Genomic DNA, 14,690 nt, shown 5'->3' on the forward strand with positions numbered 1-14,690 from the left:
TGCCCTTATTATGGCACAAAGAAGGGGACAAAAGAAAAACCGGAGCCCAAACGGCCCGGTCGGTTAGGAGGCACTCCGGCTCCGCAGCTGACGGTAACATCCGGAGATCACTATACGGTTTGCTCGGTTCGGCTGTGCCCGACGGAGGAAATGAGAGCCGTCAAGGTTTGCGAGAGGTCCAACTCCCGGGGCGCCGCATAGGGAACGCCCTCGCTGTCTTTGAACAGCCGGATGACCGGACGGTGGGGAACGTGGGCGTTCAGCTCCACCACGACCCCCGATTCCCCCGTATTCAAGGTCACTTCCACGCCGATCGGATAGATGGCGATCTTATCCCGAAAGAGCTCGATCATCGACTTGTCGTAAATCCCGCCGGCTCCCCCGTACAAAATTTCCATCGCCTGATGGGGAAGCATGGCCTGCCGGTAGATCCGGTGGCTCGTCATGGCGTCGTAGCTGTCGATTAGAGCGACAAGCCTCGCATATTCATGAATTTCGGCTCCCTTCAGGCCCCTCGGGTATCCGCTTCCGTCCAGTCTCTCATGATGCTGAAAAGCACAGTGGGCGGCCAGCAGAGGAATGTTGGGCTCGACACGGAGCAGATCGTAGCCAAGCTTCGCGTGGCGCTTCATTTCCTCGAATTCCTCCTCCGACAGCTCTCCCGGCTTGAGGAGGGTGCTGCGGCGGATCTTCGTTTTGCCGATATCGTGAAGAAGGGCCCCAAGCCCTAAGGTGGACAGTTCATCGCGGGTATAGCCTTTCATCATGCCCAGCATCGTCGAGTACGTGCATACGTTAAGGGAATGATGGTATAAGTAGTTATCCGCCAGCTGGATGTCGCAAACCATGGACATGGCATTCTCGTTGCGGCTCAGATCGTCTATGATCAGATCGAGCAGCCGGCGAAACACACTGCCCAGATCGGGGCGGGAAACGGTGGTGCTCTTTAAGGTTTCCCCCATCAGCCGGCTGAATTGAGTCCGGATCGTCTGGGAGGCGCGGACCCGGGTCTCGTCGCTTAACAGGTCCTGGACATGCACGTCCTCCGTAAGCGGGTCCCGGATATAGAGAAAGCCGATGCCATACCGGTTCAAGCGCGCCAGGATGGTCGCCGTCAGTTCCACATCTTGGCCGAGAAGAACCCGGCCGTCTTCGTCATAAATGTTTTTTGCCAGCTTCATCCCCGGCTGACAGGCGCCGATCGGCAGCAGTCGCATGCATTCACTGTCCTTTGGTTGCGGTTTGGCTTGTCATCTGTTCTCTCTAACTTTAATGGATTTTCTAACTTTTAACAATACAAAAACCGCCCGGATTCGAGCGGTTTCTTCTATATGCGGCTTTCGTTTGTCGAAAGCTGCGCAAGGCTTTTAGAAGCCCACAACTTTCATATACACGAGCACGATGATGGCCAGAACAAAACGATAATAGGAAAAATAAGTAAGCTTCAGCTTCCCGACTAGCTTGATGAACGTGGCGACCGCGGCCAGGGCCACCAGGAACGAGACCACGAAGCCGACGGCAAAGAAGACGAAATCATCCGAGCTGAAGTTTTTGTACGATTTCAGCAGGTCATACCCGGAGGCGGCGCACATGATAGGAACGGCCATCAGGAAAGTAAAATCGGCGGCCGCCGCCCGGCTCGTCCCCGCCAGCATGCCGGCTGCGATGGTCGAGCCGGAGCGGGAGAAGCCAGGCCATAAAGAAAGGATTTGGGCGACTCCCACAAAGAACGCCTGTTTGTAGGTGAAGTCGTCCAGCTTTTCGGAGCGGATGCGCGGGGACCATTTCTCCGCCACAATCATGAAAAGGCCGCCAATCACGAGACCGATGACTACCGTTTCCGGCATAAACAGCTTCTTGATCTGGTCGCGCAGCACGTACGCCGTTCCAAGGGCCGGCACAATCCCGATGAAGATGTGCATCAGGTTGAGCCTCTGCCCGCTCGGGCTGGCGACGCCTCTGTCTCCTAAGCCGAACAGAACGAGAAACCGGCGCCAGTACAGCACGACGATGGCCAAAATGGCTCCGAGCTGAATGACGACCTCGAAGGTATCCGCCTTGTCGCCGGTAAACTGGATGGCATGTCCGACGAGGATCATATGCCCCGTGGACGAGACGGGAAGAAACTCCGTCAACCCTTCCACAATTCCAATAATAATCGATTTCCACAATTCATACATAAACGGGTTTATTCCTCCTCTTTTGCTGAATCCAAGTGCCTATCCCAAGATTGGGGATAGGGGAACCCCGGGTGCTGTCGTCCCACGGGAAGGCACCCTGTTTATTCTATCGTTCGATAAGCCCTGAGGCAACCGGATCAGGCTTCTTTGCCGGAGGACGATGGCCGCCATCTCCTGGGAACGGCACGGGCCAGCGCCTCTTCGTCCAAGAGGAGGCCGGCCAGAAGGTCGCGAAGAAATTCCGGGAGGAAGTAGCGCACCTCCGTTCCTTCCGCGAGCGTCGGGTAACCGACCCGGAAGGTAAACATGTCGATCATGCCTGTCCGGTACAGGCGGGCGGGGTCAAGCGGCTCTCCGTTGACGAGAACCGACCGGATCTTGCGATAGGGCTCTCCATCGGGGTCATAATCCACCTGCAGCCCGTCCACGCATAAGGCCCCGAGAACCTTCCCCCGGAAGCCAAAGCCCATGATCGGCTTCTCCGTGAATTCCGGCAGCAGGGACTCCTCGAGTGCAGTCAGCAGATCGGAGCCTTTCAGGTTTACCGAGCAGGGGTTAATGGGCGAAGGGCAGATCCGGTGAAGCTCTCCTCTCGTGACGGTCCCCTTGGGGAGGCCTTCCAGAAGCTGTCCCGCATTGACGAGCCCGATTTCGGCTCCTACCCAGCTTCTCAGTCCGGCTGCGAGCAGGTTGCCGAGCTCGGATTCTTCGTGCCAGTGGATCGGAAGGGGCCGATTCAGCACAGCGGCCGGCTCCTGCAGAACCGTCCGGCTGGAGCTTTCGTAGCCGTCGATGGTTCGAACCGTCCCCGGCTCCTCCGCTTCTCCCTCCGTCGGGTAGACTCGTCCCTCCACCTTGACAAGGGCGCCGGCCTCCCGGTCATACTCCATCTCGACGCAGCCGACATACTGTCCCCACTTTCCTGCCGCCAAAATGGCCGTTCCCCCGATTCTCAAGGGCTCTTCCAGAAGATGATGGGTATGGGCTCCGAGGATGACATCGATTCCGCTTATTTCCTCGGCGATCCGGCGGTCATGGGCGATTCCGAGATGAGAGATCAGCACAACGACATCGGCCCGCTCCCGTACTTCCTTCAGCCAATGCCTGATCGATCCGAACGGCTCCTGAATATCCCATCCGAGAAGATTGTAAAAGGCCGGAAAGTAAGCCGTAACGCCGATAAAGCCGATCCGGACCCCTCCGCGGTCTAGGATGGAATACGGCTTAAGCCAAGAGGGAATCCGGCCCGTTCCGCTCTCGTACAGATTGCTGCCGATGATTTCGAACCGCGCTCCGCTATAAGCCTTTTCCAGGTCATTCTTGGAAAGGGTGAGCCCCTCGTTGTTGCCCGGCACCGCCAAATCGTAGCCGGCCTCGTTCATTACGGCGACATTCGCTTTACCCAGGCTTGCCTCGGTCTCCTGCCGCATCCGGTCCATATGGTCGCCGCCGTCCACCGTCACCAAGCCGGCCCCGGCATGCTCCCTTCTCAGCTTTCGCATAACCGTTGCAATCCGGGGCATGGCTTCGAAGTGGCTGTGGATGTCATTCGTGTGAAGAATGACCAGCTTTTGCACCTGCTTCATTCTAATATCCCCCGGTCTTTTCCAGATTGAGTAAAGTTCACGCGAGTGGTTTCCCTACATTCGTTTTTAACGTTTAAGCATGGATTCGGGCGATACGCGGTTGGCAAAGCCGAACCGGGCCTTGTCCTTCGCTTCCTTCTGGGTATGAAGAAAGGAAAGCTTCACGACGCTTTTCACATGAAGGCAGTCGCTGCTCCCTTCCGGGACATAGAGCCTCAAAGGGCCTCCCCTTCTAAGCGGCTCCCCGTTCTGCTCATAGACGAGAACGGCGGAACCCAGCTCCCGCCAGGGAATGACCGCACGGAATTCATCCGCCGCCTCCACCTCCAGATGGGTAGGCAGCTCCTGCCCGTCCGAACGGCTCGTCCATGCCTGATACCAGGCGGTAAGATCGAAGCCTCGGCCTTCCTTGCCGGGGACCCTTTCCGCCAGCTCCACATGATCCGGGGCCTCTTCCTTCAGTTCTTCCAGCGTCTTGGATTCCCGGCGTTCCTCTTCCGAAACCACAATCGTCATCGCCCTATACTCCTTTAGCCGGCAGGCGTTCTTCCCTGCTGGCAGTCTATGCTCTTTAGTATAGTGAAACGGCCTCCACTCGTCCATTTGAAACGCGTTTTCAGGCGGAATATGATATGCTTAAAAGCAATTCTATCTCTATACCGGGAGAGGTTAACCATGAAACTGACGATCCAGCTATTTGCCGGGTTAGCCGAGCGGCTCGGCAGTCCGAATCTTACCGTCGATATCCCCGATGGGCCGGTCACGGCCGACGGGCTTAAGCAGTTAATTGCACGGGATTACCCCGAATCCGCCCAAGCCGTCCTGCAGTCTTTCGTCGCGCGCAACCAGGCGTATGCTCCGGGAGATACCGCACTTTCCGAAGAGGACGAACTGGCCCTGATTCCACCGGTATCGGGCGGTCAATCCGACGGCCCTTCGGCCGAAACCGAAGAGCCTCTCTTTGTTGTGCATTCCAGCCCGATTTCCGTAGAAGCCGTCACGGCAAAAGTGATTCATCCCCATCACGGAGCCGCCTTGACGTTCGTCGGCACTACCCGCGAATTCACTCACGGCAAGCGGACGATCCGCCTCGAATATGATGCCTATGTTCCGATGGCCTTATCTATGCTTGAACGGATCGGAATCGAGCTTGACGAACGCTGGCCGGGCACCCGCTGTGCCATTACCCACCGCATCGGTCCGGTGGATCTCGCGGAGGCCAGCGTGGTCATCGCCGTATCCTCCCCTCACCGGGAAGCCTGCTACGAAGCAAGCCGTTATGCCATCGAGCGCCTCAAGCAGATCGTTCCGATCTGGAAGAAAGAAATATGGGAGGACGGCTCGGAATGGAAGGGCCACCAGCAGGGACCCTGGAACCCGATAGCCGGCCTTGCGGACGCTCCTGAGGAAGGAAGGGATAGATCATGAGTCAGCGAGCCGAAGACCTGGGGATCGATCCCCGCTATTCCCGGCAGCTGCTCTTCGGTCCGATCGGACGGGAGGGCCAGCTTAAGTTAAGCCGTTCGCGCGTAGCCATTGTGGGAATGGGAGCCCTCGGCTCGGTTCTCGCCAATCATATGGTTCGCGCCGGGGCCGGGTTCGTGCGGCTCATCGACCGTGACTTCGTGGAGCCGAGCAATTTGCAGAGGCAGATGCTTTACGAAGAAGAGGATGCGTGGAACTCCGCTCCGAAGGCGGTTGCCGCGGCGGAACGGCTCCGAAGGGTCAATTCCCTCGTTGAAATCGAACCCCATGTGACGGATCTTAACCCGTCCAATGCGGAAAAGCTGCTTGCCGACGTCGATCTCGTTCTGGACGGAAGCGATAACTTCTCCGTCCGCTTCCTTATCAATGATGTTTGCTTGAAGCACGACATTCCCTGGGTGTACGGAGGAGCCGTCAGTTCACGCGGAACGGCACTCGCCATTCTACCCCGGGACACGCCCTGCCTCCGCTGCATCTTCGGTCAGGCTCCGGAGCAGGGAACGGCCGAGACCTGCGACACCGCCGGGGTCATCGGCCCGATCATCCACGTCGTCGCTTCCTTTCAAGCGGCGGAGGCCCTTAAGATTCTCGTGGGTGACCGGCAGCGCGTAAACCGCAAAATGCTCCATTTTGACCTGTGGCACAACCAAATGGGGGGGGTCGATATGGCCGAGGCCCGTAAGCCCGACTGTCCCGCTTGCGGAGAAAACCGCTACGATTACTTGGAAACGCAGATCGAAGGGGATACGATTCAATCCATGTGCGGACGGGATTCGGTCCAGATCTTTCCGGTCTCCCCACGACAGCTCAGCCTTACCGAATGGGAGGAACGCTGGTCGCCGGTAGGAAGAGTCGAGCGGACCCCCTTTCTGCTCAAGCTCCATCTGGACGAAGACCGGAGATTAGTGCTCTTTCCCGACGGACGGGTCATCGTTCAGGGCACGGAAGACGTTAACACCGCCAAAAGCCTGTACAGCCGCTTTATCGGGATGTAAGTATGATGGCGGTTCGACAAAAATTTAAGTGTATTGCCATAATTTTCTTTTGTGATAAAATAGCTATACGTCTGAGCTGGTCTTAAAGGCCTAGATTGGGCGCTAGCTAAAGACGACACAAAAGGGTGAAAGCAATTGAGAGTTCATGTCATGGATCTGCAGGCTGGAGACGAGCTGGAGAAAGATGTATACAATGATTACGGGTTGTTGATTCTGTCCAAAGGCACGGTACTGGATGCGGCCGCGATCGCCAAGCTTCTTCATCATAACATTGGTTATGTGGCCACCTTATCCGGAAGCCCGTTACCCTCCGGTTCCGTCCCGGCTATCGCGAATGAGGAAACGAACCGTCTTTTTGAAACCGCCTATGAAGCCGTCAAGGGATTATTCGCCCAGGCTTTGGAGAAAGGCGTGGTGGACGAAGCGGTCATCGAGGAAGCCTATGCTCCCCTGGCCCGTAACATCAACTGCCAAACCGATGTCGTTTCCCTGCTGCTCACCCTCAACCAGAAGGATGAGTATACCTACCAGCATTGCGTGCAGGTCGGCATGATTTCCTATTTTCTAGCCAAATGGTCCGGAAGGTCCGAGGCGGATGCCGCCATGGCCGGCAAAGCGGGGTACCTTCACGATATCGGCAAGAGCCGGATTCCCGATTCCATTCTGAACAAGCCCGGCAAACTGACCGAGGAGGAGTTCGCGGAAATCAAGCTTCATCCTGTATACGGACATGAAATCTTGATCCGCTCTCTGGACTCTTCCCTCCCGGCGGTTGCCGCGCTTCAGCACCATGAACGCCTGGATGGGAGCGGATACCCGTCGGGTCTTCGGGGGGACGCCATTCATCCCATTTCCAAAATCGTAGCCATCGCCGATATTTACAGCGCCATGATTTCCTCCAGGGTATACCAGAAGGAACGGGACCTGCTTCATGTTCTCAAGGAGCTTCACCGGCTGAGCTTTTCGGAGCTCGATCCCATCCTGACTCATCTCTTCATTCAGAAAATGCTGCCCAATCTGATCGGCAAGCAGGTCGTTCTGGACAGCGGAATGACCGGGAACATCGTCATGACGAACCCGACCGATTACTTCCGCCCGTTGATTCGGGTTCAGAACGAATTCATCGACCTCAGCCAGCAGATTACGGTCCAGATTGAGAAAATCTACGCGTAAAGACTCACCATGCCGCCTATACATTAGCAGCCTCGCCGGTGGCGGGGCTTTTTTAGTGGAACGAGGCTCCGGCCCTTACTCCGGTCGGAGGGTCAGGGTAAATTCTTCATCCCGGTTGCAGAGGAGCTCCCCGTCCCTTACCTTAAGCTTCGCCACTTGGATCGAAGAGCGCCTCGTGGAATAGGTTTGAGGCTGGTTGACCGTATTCAACGCCCCCCTCCTATCCGGGTGGGTGAAATAGAAGATAAACGCCTCCTCCCCCTGCACCACCACATCCGCATGCAGCCCGATCGTTCCGTCGTCGTCCCGGATCCCCGGCTTATCCAGGATCAGGCCGCTGCGCTCCCAATCGGTAAGGTTATCCGACCGGTAAACGCCCTGTCCCCGCCATTCGTCCACAATCATCCAGTAGAAGCCGGACAGCTTGAACACATTGGGGCCTTCATGCGGCCTTCCGGTGATGACCGGCCCAGTGACCTTCCATTCGTATAAATCCGGGCTATCCGCCGCATAGGTGAAAGATCCGTTCGCCTCATCCTTGTACCACATCCGGAAGCCTCCCGAAGGAAGCGGATAAACGCAGGCATCGATGACCCGGTCCGAGCTCAGCTCCAGCTTGCTGCGGAAGGTCCACTGCAGCAGATCCGGGCTTGTGTAATGGAGCAGCTCCCGCTTATGCCCGGCCCATTCCTCCGGAACCCCCTGGATGTAGCTGACATACATATGATAGATGCCTTCGTGCCACAAGATTTCCGGAGCCCAGAACGTATTGCGTCCCCACTCGATGTCCAGTCCCGTCAGGGTGCCGCGGTATACCCAATGGGCGCCTCCGTCCCGGGACGAGGCGACACCGAGATCCGTTCCGTGCACCCAGGCAAAGCCCGGCCCTTCCGCCGTCGCCCTCCGGTTCGTATAGATCATCCACCATTCCTGCTTAGCCCGATTCCAGACGACCACCGGATCGGCGGCGCCATCGAAGAGGGGGTCGCGAAATAAAGGCGCTTTCATTTTCATCGTCTCCTAACTTCAAGGGAATAAGTGCCCATGCTCAAACTTCCTTCATTATATCCTTCCTCCCCCCGCCGCTCAAAAGAAAAAACGTGCCCGCAAACCAACCGACACGCCAAGCGTGCAGGTCCCAACGGACACGTTTAGGAATAAAGAAAGGGGCGGCTCTGTGCCGCCCCGGTAATGGGAACAAGTTACCCTATGGAGCCTTCCATCTCGAACTTGATGAGACGGTTCATCTCGACCGCATACTCCATCGGCAGCTCCTTCGTGAACGGCTCGATGAAGCCCATGACAATCATCTGGGTCGCTTCGGCTTCCGTCAATCCGCGGCTCATCAGGTAGAAGAGCTGGTCCTCGGACACCTTCGAGACGGTCGCTTCGTGCTCCAGGGTAATGTTATCGTTCATGATCTCGTTGTAAGGAATCGTATCCGACGTCGACTCCTTATCCATGATCAGCGTATCGCACTTGATGTTTGCTTTGGAACCCTCGGAATTGCGGCCGAAGGAAGCGAGCCCTCGGTAGGTGACCTTTCCGCCGTGCTTGCTGATCGACTTCGAGACGATCGTGGAGGTCGTTTCCGGTGCGAGGTGAATCATCTTCGCGCCGGCATCCTGGTGCTGGCCTTTGCCGGCTACGGCGATCGAGAGGACGCTGCCCTTCGCGCCGCGGCCCTTCAGGACAACCGCCGGGTATTTCATGGTCAGCTTGGAGCCGATGTTGCCGTCCACCCATTCCATGGTGGCATTCTCTTCGGCAACCGCCCGTTTCGTGACCAGATTGTAGATGTTAGGCGCCCAGTTCTGAATGGTCGTGTAACGGGCGCGGGAGTTCTTCAGGCAGATGATCTCGACGACCGCGCTGTGCAGCGAGTTCGTGCTGTAGATCGGAGCCGTGCAGCCTTCAACATAGTGGACGAAGCTGTCTTCGTCCGTCACGATCAGGGTGCGCTCGAATTGTCCCATGTTCTCGGAGTTGATGCGGAAGTACGCCTGCAGAGGCACTTCGCATTTTACACCCTTCGGAACATAGATGAAGCTTCCGCCCGACCAGACCGCACTGTTCAGAGCGGCGAACTTGTTATCGCTCGGAGGCACGACCGTTCCGAAGTACTTGCGGAACAGCTCCGGATGCTCGCGCAGAGCCGTATCCGTGTCGGTGAAGATAACGCCTTGGTCTTCGAGGTCCTTCTGCATGCTGTGGTAAACAACCTCGGATTCGTACTGGGCGGATACCCCTGCTAGGAACTTCTGCTCCGCTTCCGGAATGCCGAGCTTATCGAAGGTTTCCTTGATTTCCGAAGGAACCTCTTCCCAGGTTTTGCCCTGCTTCTCCGAAGGCTTTACATAGTACTGGATATCGTTGAAATCCAGATCGTCCATGTTGCCGCCCCATTTGGGCATCGGCATCTTGAAGAACTGCTCCAGCGACTTCAGACGGAACTCGAGCATCCAGTCTGGCTCGCCTTTCATGCGGGAAATCTCGGTTACGATTTCGGGCGTCAGCCCTTTTCCGCTTTGGAAAATGGCCTTGTGCTCGTCGCGAAACCCATATTTATAATCTTCCAATTCAGGCATTTGCTTTGCCATTTGGATTCCCTCCTCTTGACCTTACGGGAGGCGGCCGGGGATCCTTGGATGGTCCCCCGGCCGGTGTTTCATTCCCTAGGCCGTAATTTACTTGCCGGACTTCTCGATCCCCTTACGCATGGCGTTCCACGCGAGGGTGGCGCACTTGATGCGGGCCGGGAATTTGTTGACTCCCGACAGGGCTTCGATGTCTTCATAGTCGAACTCGGCTTCTTCGCCTTTCATCAAGCCCGAGAAATTCTCGGCCATCTGAAGGGCTTCCTCTATCGTCTTGCCTTTGACGGCGTCGGTCATCATGGAGGCGGAGGATAAGCTGATCGAGCAGCCTTCCCCTTCAAACTTGGCGTCCTTTACCCGTCCGTCTTCCACTGCCATCTGCAGCGAAATTTTATCGCCGCAGGACGGGTTGTTCAGGTCGATGGTAATGGCTTCGCCTTCCAGCTTCCCTCGGTTGCGGGGGTTCTTGTAGTGGTCCATGATGACCCTGCGGTACAAATCATCCAGCTGCATAACCGAAGTACTCCTTTGTTTTTAGTAGGGCTGCGACCAGCCGGTCCACGTCTTCTTCCGTATTGTATAGATAAAAGCTCGCTCTCGCCGTCGCACTGACATTCAGCCATCTCATAAGCGGCTGGCAGCAGTGGTGGCCGGCCCGTACCGCGACGCCTTCCGCATCGAGGACCGTCGCCACATCATGCGGATGAATGTCCCCGAGGTTGAAGGTGATAAGCCCGGCCCGTTCTTCCTTGGGCCCGTAGATCACCAGATCGTCGATCTTCGACATACGCTCCATGGCGTAAGCCGTCAGCTCTTTCTCGTGGCGGTCAATGGCGTCCAGCCCGATCTCCTCCAGGAAGCGGATCGCGGCGCCAAGGCCGACCGCTCCGGCGATAATCGGGGTTCCCCCTTCGAAGCGCCAAGGCAGGTCCTTCCAAGTCGATTCATACAAGCCGACATGATCGATCATCTCGCCCCCGAACTCGATCGGCTCCATGTTCTCGAGAAGCTCCTTCTTGCCATACAGGGCGCCGATTCCGGTCGGCCCGCACATCTTATGTCCCGAGAAAGCGTAGAAGTCGCAGTCGAGCTCCTGCACATCGACCTTCAGGTGCGGGGTGCTCTGGGCGCCATCCACTAAGATCTTGGCTCCATGGCGATGGGCGATTTCGGCAATCTGCTTAACGGGATTGACGACAGCCATAACATTCGAAACATAGACGACCGCCACCATCTTCGTGCGTTCCGTTATGGTGGCTTCCACATCCTCCAAGCGGATGCTTCCATCCGGCTGCAGAGGAATGTATTTCAACGTGGCGCCGGTGCGCTTGGCCACCTGCTGCCACGGGATGAGATTGCTGTGATGCTCCAGCGGGGTGATGACGATCTCATCGCCTTCCCGGCATACAGACTGGGCGTAGCTCTGAGCGACCAGGTTAATCGCCGTCGTCGTTCCCCGGGTGAAGATGATCTCTTCCGTAGAACGGGCGTTAAGGAAAGCCGCTACCGTTTCCCGGGCGCCTTCATACGCATCGGTGGCACGGGAGCCCAGGGTATGAACCCCCCGGTGAACGTTGGCGTTCTCCCACTGGTAATAATGCTTGAGCGCTTCGATAACGGCAACCGGCTTCTGGGAAGTGGCGGCGCTGTCCAGGTAAACGAGCGGATGCCCGTTTATTTCCTGGTCCAGAATCGGGAAATGCCGGCGGAGTTCACTCGCCTTCATTGGCCCAGCTTCCTTTCGACGAGCCGCTGGAACTGCTCTTCGAGCTGCGGCAGCGGAATTTCGGACACAACCGGCGCCAGGAAGCCGTAGATGATGAGGCGCTCGGCCTCTTCCTTCGAAATTCCCCGGGACATCAGGTAGTACACCTGATCGGGGTTCACCTGGCCGACGCTTGCCGCGTGACCCGCTTTAACGTCGTCCTCGTCGATCAGCAGGATCGGGTTCGCGTCGCCGCGCGCGCCCGGGCTCAGCATCAGCACCTTCTCCGTCTGCTGCCCGTTCGCTCCCGTAGCCCCCTTCTCGATCTTCGTGACGCCGTTGATAATGGCCGTCGCACTCTCGCGCATTACCGCACGGGTGATCATGTCCGAGGAGGACATTTTGCCGAAGTGAACGTTGCGTGTCGTCAGGTTAAGCTTCTGCTCGCCGTTCCCGACGCAGATGACCTTCATATCGGAGAAAGAGCCATCGCCCTTCAGAAGCGAGGTCGTATCCGACATGCCGTTGCCCGCGTTCATCTCGCCGATGATCCACTCCATGCTGCCGTCGTTCTCTACCACCGCACGGCGGTAGGAAAGATCCGTCACGTTCACGCTCATGTTATGAACAGAAGCGAAGCGGACTTTGGCTCCCGGCTTAACGAACACTTCGACAATCGAGCTCGCCACAAGGCTTTCGGCGTTGCCGGCGGTTATGAAGTTGTCGACGTAGGTAACGGAGCTGTTCGCTTCCGCTACGAGAAGTACGTGGGGAGCAAAGGAAGCGTTGGCTTCCTCGGATACGAACAAGGCCTGCAGGGGCAGCTCCACGGTCACGTTCTTCGGAACGTAGACGAAGATCCCACCGTTCCATACGGCCGAATGAAGGGCCGTCAGCTTGTTCTCGTCCTGGGCTACCGCCTTCAGGAAGTACTTCTGTACCAGATCGCCGTGTTCCCGGACAGCGGTCTCCAGGTCGGTGAAGATCACACCCTGGGAAGCCAGCTCTTCGGAAACGCGGGCCCATACGGTCCCCGAATCCTTCTGAATAAGCTGGTTGCCCTGCGCCGAGTCTCCGGCCAGGCTGCGGACGGCTTCCGGCAGCTCCTCCGTTCCGTTAAGCCGGCCCGGAGCACGGTAGGTGCCATAGGACTCCAGATTCCAGCGGTCAATTCTTGTTTTCTCTAATTTAGGCAGTTCCAATGTTCCGGCCAATTCCAGACCTTTCAAGCGGACAGCGGTCATCCATTCGGGCTCGCGGCTGGCTTGGGATCGTTCCGTTACGGATTGGCGGTCGATTGGAAGAATGGTTTGCGTGCTCATCTCTATTCCTCCCGAGTGGTTATAGGCTCATCTTAGGCTTCTTGACCGACCGTTTCATCAACGATTCCAAGCTCTTCCTTGATCCAATCGTAACCTTCGTTTTCCAGCCGCTCGGCGAGCTCCGGTCCGCCGGAGCGTACGATGCGGCCCTGCATCATGACGTGGACGAAGTCCGGCTTGATGTAGTTGAGCAGGCGCTGGTAGTGGGTGATGATCAGGAAGCTGCGGTCTTCGTTACGCATAGCGTTGACACCCTCAGCTACAATACGCAGAGCATCGATGTCGAGACCGGAGTCGATTTCGTCCAGAATGACAAGACGCGGTTCAAGCAGCAGCATCTGCAGGATTTCGTTACGCTTCTTCTCTCCGCCCGAGAAGCCCTCGTTCAGATAGCGGTGAGCGAACTCAGGGTTCATCTCGAGCTCCTTCATCTTGCCTTCCATCTGGCGGATGAACTTGATAAGCGAGATTTCGTTTCCTTCCCCGCGGCGGGCGTTGATGGCGCTGCGCAGGAAGTCGGAGTTGGTTACCCCGGCGATTTCGCTCGGATACTGCATGGCGAGGAACAGGCCCGCGCGGGCTCTCTCGTCTACCGCCATATCCAGGACGTCTTCCCCGTCCAGCGTAACGCTTCCGGCCGTTACTTCATATTTCGGATGGCCCATCAGGGTCGAAGCGAGCGTGCTCTTCCCGGTACCGTTCGGTCCCATGATGGCGTGGATTTCCCCGTTGTTGATCTCGAGGTTGAAGCCCTTCAATATTTCTTTTCCTTCGATCTCGGCTTTCAAGCCGTCAATGACGAATTTAAGCGAGTTGCTCATTTGCCTATTCCCTCCGGATTGTATTGGTTTGATTCCTGGTCCGATCCCGACAATCAGTTTATAATGATTATTAAATGATTATCAGTGATTCTCAATGACATATTTCTATTATAGCGCACTTGCCTCCGACAATAAAGTCCAAACCCCTCTTACTGTGAAAAAGGTCACAGCCTATTTCTGGTTCGTCCTTTATCCTTGTTTGTCAGCCCCAGCGCTTCTAACGGCCTATCGCCCGGCGGATTTCCGCCATCCGTTTGCGAAAGGCTTCCTCATCGAGGACGGGTTTCTCCGCCCTTCCCGACAGCTCCACGTCCAAGCCTATCCAGGACCTGCAGCCGTTATACTCCGGCTTGACGGGAATCTCCAGAGGCTCGTCCAGCTTGTATACCCGCAGCAGCAGAAGGTGAAGGGGGTTCTTCCGTTTCCACTTCAGCCTTTCCTCGGCGAACCGGTCCGTTCCGATATGAAAGCCTTTCAGCTTCTCCAACTCCTCCGCCTCGAACACCTCCAGGTCCTCCTCCACTTCCGCCCGGGAAGTGATGGTTACCGTTCGGTCGTCCGGCGTCCACCCTTTTAGTGTTTCCTCCAAATAAGGGTGGTATTTATCCTGCAGGAGTACCTTTTGCTGGTGCTCGTAGGTGGGATATAGATAAAAGGAGCGGCTTTTCAAGGTGAACGCCTTCGTCTCCTCGACGATTCCGCCCTTTCTCATGATGAGAATCTGGGTGCCGTCCTCCAGCGCCTTAATCGCCGCCGCCCATTCCTTCAAGGCGATGGTTTCCGTGCTCATAGGGACATCCTCCTTTCGGCTCTAACGTCAAAACTA

At 56.9% G+C, this 14,690-nt stretch carries 14 protein-coding genes; 3 read left to right on the forward strand and 11 right to left on the reverse strand.

Annotated elements, in window-relative coordinates; genetic code table 11:
- Positions 1-110 precede the first annotated feature (110 nt).
- The 4 genes from MJA45_RS20505 to MJA45_RS20520 form a co-directional block, all read right to left on the reverse strand.
- On the reverse strand, positions 111-1,217 hold the full coding sequence (locus MJA45_RS20505; RefSeq protein ID WP_315603757.1) for an HD-GYP domain-containing protein: 1,107 nt from the start codon (positions 1,215-1,217) through the stop codon (positions 111-113).
- Positions 1,218-1,367: 150 nt separating this feature from the next.
- Complete coding sequence (locus tag MJA45_RS20510; RefSeq protein ID WP_315603758.1) at positions 1,368-2,180, reverse strand: undecaprenyl-diphosphate phosphatase; 813 nt, start codon at positions 2,178-2,180, stop codon at positions 1,368-1,370.
- Between the two features lie 137 nt (positions 2,181-2,317).
- Entirely contained in the window at positions 2,318-3,766 is a 1,449-nt protein-coding gene (locus tag MJA45_RS20515) for a bifunctional metallophosphatase/5'-nucleotidase (RefSeq protein WP_315603759.1), read from the reverse strand.
- 66 nt (positions 3,767-3,832) lie between these two features.
- The gene (locus MJA45_RS20520; RefSeq protein WP_315603760.1) at positions 3,833-4,282 is read right to left on the reverse strand and encodes a molybdopterin-dependent oxidoreductase; all 450 of its coding nucleotides are present in this window, start codon (positions 4,280-4,282) and stop codon (positions 3,833-3,835) included.
- Positions 4,283-4,441: 159 nt separating this feature from the next.
- Here MJA45_RS20520 and MJA45_RS20525 point away from each other — a divergent pair, with 159 nt between their 5' ends.
- From MJA45_RS20525 to MJA45_RS20535, 3 genes are all read left to right on the forward strand, one after another.
- On the forward strand, positions 4,442-5,194 hold the full coding sequence (locus MJA45_RS20525; RefSeq protein WP_315603761.1) for a molybdenum cofactor biosynthesis protein: 753 nt from the start codon (positions 4,442-4,444) through the stop codon (positions 5,192-5,194).
- Positions 5,191-6,246 (forward strand): ThiF family adenylyltransferase, encoded by a 1,056-nt coding sequence (locus MJA45_RS20530; RefSeq protein WP_315603762.1) that lies wholly within the window; start codon positions 5,191-5,193, stop codon positions 6,244-6,246. The genes MJA45_RS20525 and MJA45_RS20530 overlap by 4 nt, the downstream gene beginning before the upstream one ends.
- Before the next feature lie 135 nt (positions 6,247-6,381).
- Positions 6,382-7,419 (forward strand): HD-GYP domain-containing protein, encoded by a 1,038-nt coding sequence (locus tag MJA45_RS20535; RefSeq protein ID WP_315603763.1) that lies wholly within the window; start codon positions 6,382-6,384, stop codon positions 7,417-7,419.
- A gap of 75 nt (positions 7,420-7,494) precedes the next feature.
- Here the strand turns inward: MJA45_RS20535 and MJA45_RS20540 are convergent, their stop codons facing one another.
- From MJA45_RS20540 to MJA45_RS20570, 7 genes are all read right to left on the reverse strand, one after another.
- Positions 7,495-8,427 (reverse strand): glycoside hydrolase family protein, encoded by a 933-nt coding sequence (locus MJA45_RS20540; RefSeq protein WP_315603764.1) that lies wholly within the window; start codon positions 8,425-8,427, stop codon positions 7,495-7,497.
- 194 nt (positions 8,428-8,621) lie between these two features.
- The gene (gene sufB / locus MJA45_RS20545; protein ID WP_315603765.1) at positions 8,622-10,019 is read right to left on the reverse strand and encodes a Fe-S cluster assembly protein SufB; all 1,398 of its coding nucleotides are present in this window, start codon (positions 10,017-10,019) and stop codon (positions 8,622-8,624) included.
- Positions 10,020-10,106: 87 nt separating this feature from the next.
- The gene (gene sufU / locus MJA45_RS20550; protein ID WP_315603766.1) at positions 10,107-10,529 is read right to left on the reverse strand and encodes a Fe-S cluster assembly sulfur transfer protein SufU; all 423 of its coding nucleotides are present in this window, start codon (positions 10,527-10,529) and stop codon (positions 10,107-10,109) included.
- Positions 10,516-11,742, reverse strand: coding sequence for a cysteine desulfurase (locus MJA45_RS20555; protein WP_315603767.1), 1,227 nt, complete (start codon positions 11,740-11,742; stop codon positions 10,516-10,518). The genes sufU and MJA45_RS20555 overlap by 14 nt, the downstream gene beginning before the upstream one ends.
- The gene (gene sufD / locus MJA45_RS20560) at positions 11,739-13,043 is read right to left on the reverse strand and encodes a Fe-S cluster assembly protein SufD (protein ID WP_315603768.1); all 1,305 of its coding nucleotides are present in this window, start codon (positions 13,041-13,043) and stop codon (positions 11,739-11,741) included. The genes MJA45_RS20555 and sufD overlap by 4 nt, the downstream gene beginning before the upstream one ends.
- Positions 13,044-13,075: 32 nt before the next feature.
- Complete coding sequence (gene sufC / locus MJA45_RS20565; RefSeq protein ID WP_315603769.1) at positions 13,076-13,864, reverse strand: Fe-S cluster assembly ATPase SufC; 789 nt, start codon at positions 13,862-13,864, stop codon at positions 13,076-13,078.
- Positions 13,865-14,081: 217 nt separating this feature from the next.
- Positions 14,082-14,654 carry a DUF1802 family protein gene (locus MJA45_RS20570; RefSeq protein WP_315603770.1) on the reverse strand — a complete coding sequence of 191 codons (573 nt, stop codon included), beginning with the start codon at positions 14,652-14,654 and terminating at the stop codon, positions 14,082-14,084.
- Between the last annotated feature and the right edge of the window lie 36 nt (positions 14,655-14,690).

This window comes from Paenibacillus aurantius (assembly GCF_032268605.1).
Taxonomy (GTDB): Bacteria; Bacillota; Bacilli; order Paenibacillales; family NBRC-103111; genus Paenibacillus_AO; species Paenibacillus_AO aurantius.

What these genes read in the sequence shown, in the direction of transcription:
- MJA45_RS20505 (WP_315603757.1), bottom strand. Translation starts at nt 1,217, where the DNA reads ATGCGACTGCTGCCGATCGGCGCCTGTCAGCCGGGGATGAAGCTGGCA.
- MJA45_RS20510 (WP_315603758.1), bottom strand. Translation starts at nt 2,180, where the DNA reads ATGTATGAATTGTGGAAATCGATTATTATTGGAATTGTGGAAGGGTTG.
- MJA45_RS20515 (WP_315603759.1), bottom strand. Translation starts at nt 3,766, where the DNA reads ATGAAGCAGGTGCAAAAGCTGGTCATTCTTCACACGAATGACATCCAC.
- MJA45_RS20520 (WP_315603760.1), bottom strand. Translation starts at nt 4,282, where the DNA reads ATGACGATTGTGGTTTCGGAAGAGGAACGCCGGGAATCCAAGACGCTG.
- MJA45_RS20525 (WP_315603761.1), top strand. Translation starts at nt 4,442, where the DNA reads ATGAAACTGACGATCCAGCTATTTGCCGGGTTAGCCGAGCGGCTCGGC.
- MJA45_RS20530 (WP_315603762.1), top strand. Translation starts at nt 5,191, where the DNA reads ATGAGTCAGCGAGCCGAAGACCTGGGGATCGATCCCCGCTATTCCCGG.
- MJA45_RS20540 (WP_315603764.1), bottom strand. Translation starts at nt 8,427, where the DNA reads ATGAAAGCGCCTTTATTTCGCGACCCCCTCTTCGATGGCGCCGCCGAT.
- sufB (WP_315603765.1), bottom strand. Translation starts at nt 10,019, where the DNA reads ATGGCAAAGCAAATGCCTGAATTGGAAGATTATAAATATGGGTTTCGC.
- sufU (WP_315603766.1), bottom strand. Translation starts at nt 10,529, where the DNA reads ATGCAGCTGGATGATTTGTACCGCAGGGTCATCATGGACCACTACAAG.
- MJA45_RS20555 (WP_315603767.1), bottom strand. Translation starts at nt 11,742, where the DNA reads ATGAAGGCGAGTGAACTCCGCCGGCATTTCCCGATTCTGGACCAGGAA.
- sufD (WP_315603768.1), bottom strand. Translation starts at nt 13,043, where the DNA reads ATGAGCACGCAAACCATTCTTCCAATCGACCGCCAATCCGTAACGGAA.
- sufC (WP_315603769.1), bottom strand. Translation starts at nt 13,864, where the DNA reads ATGAGCAACTCGCTTAAATTCGTCATTGACGGCTTGAAAGCCGAGATC.
- MJA45_RS20570 (WP_315603770.1), bottom strand. Translation starts at nt 14,654, where the DNA reads ATGAGCACGGAAACCATCGCCTTGAAGGAATGGGCGGCGGCGATTAAG.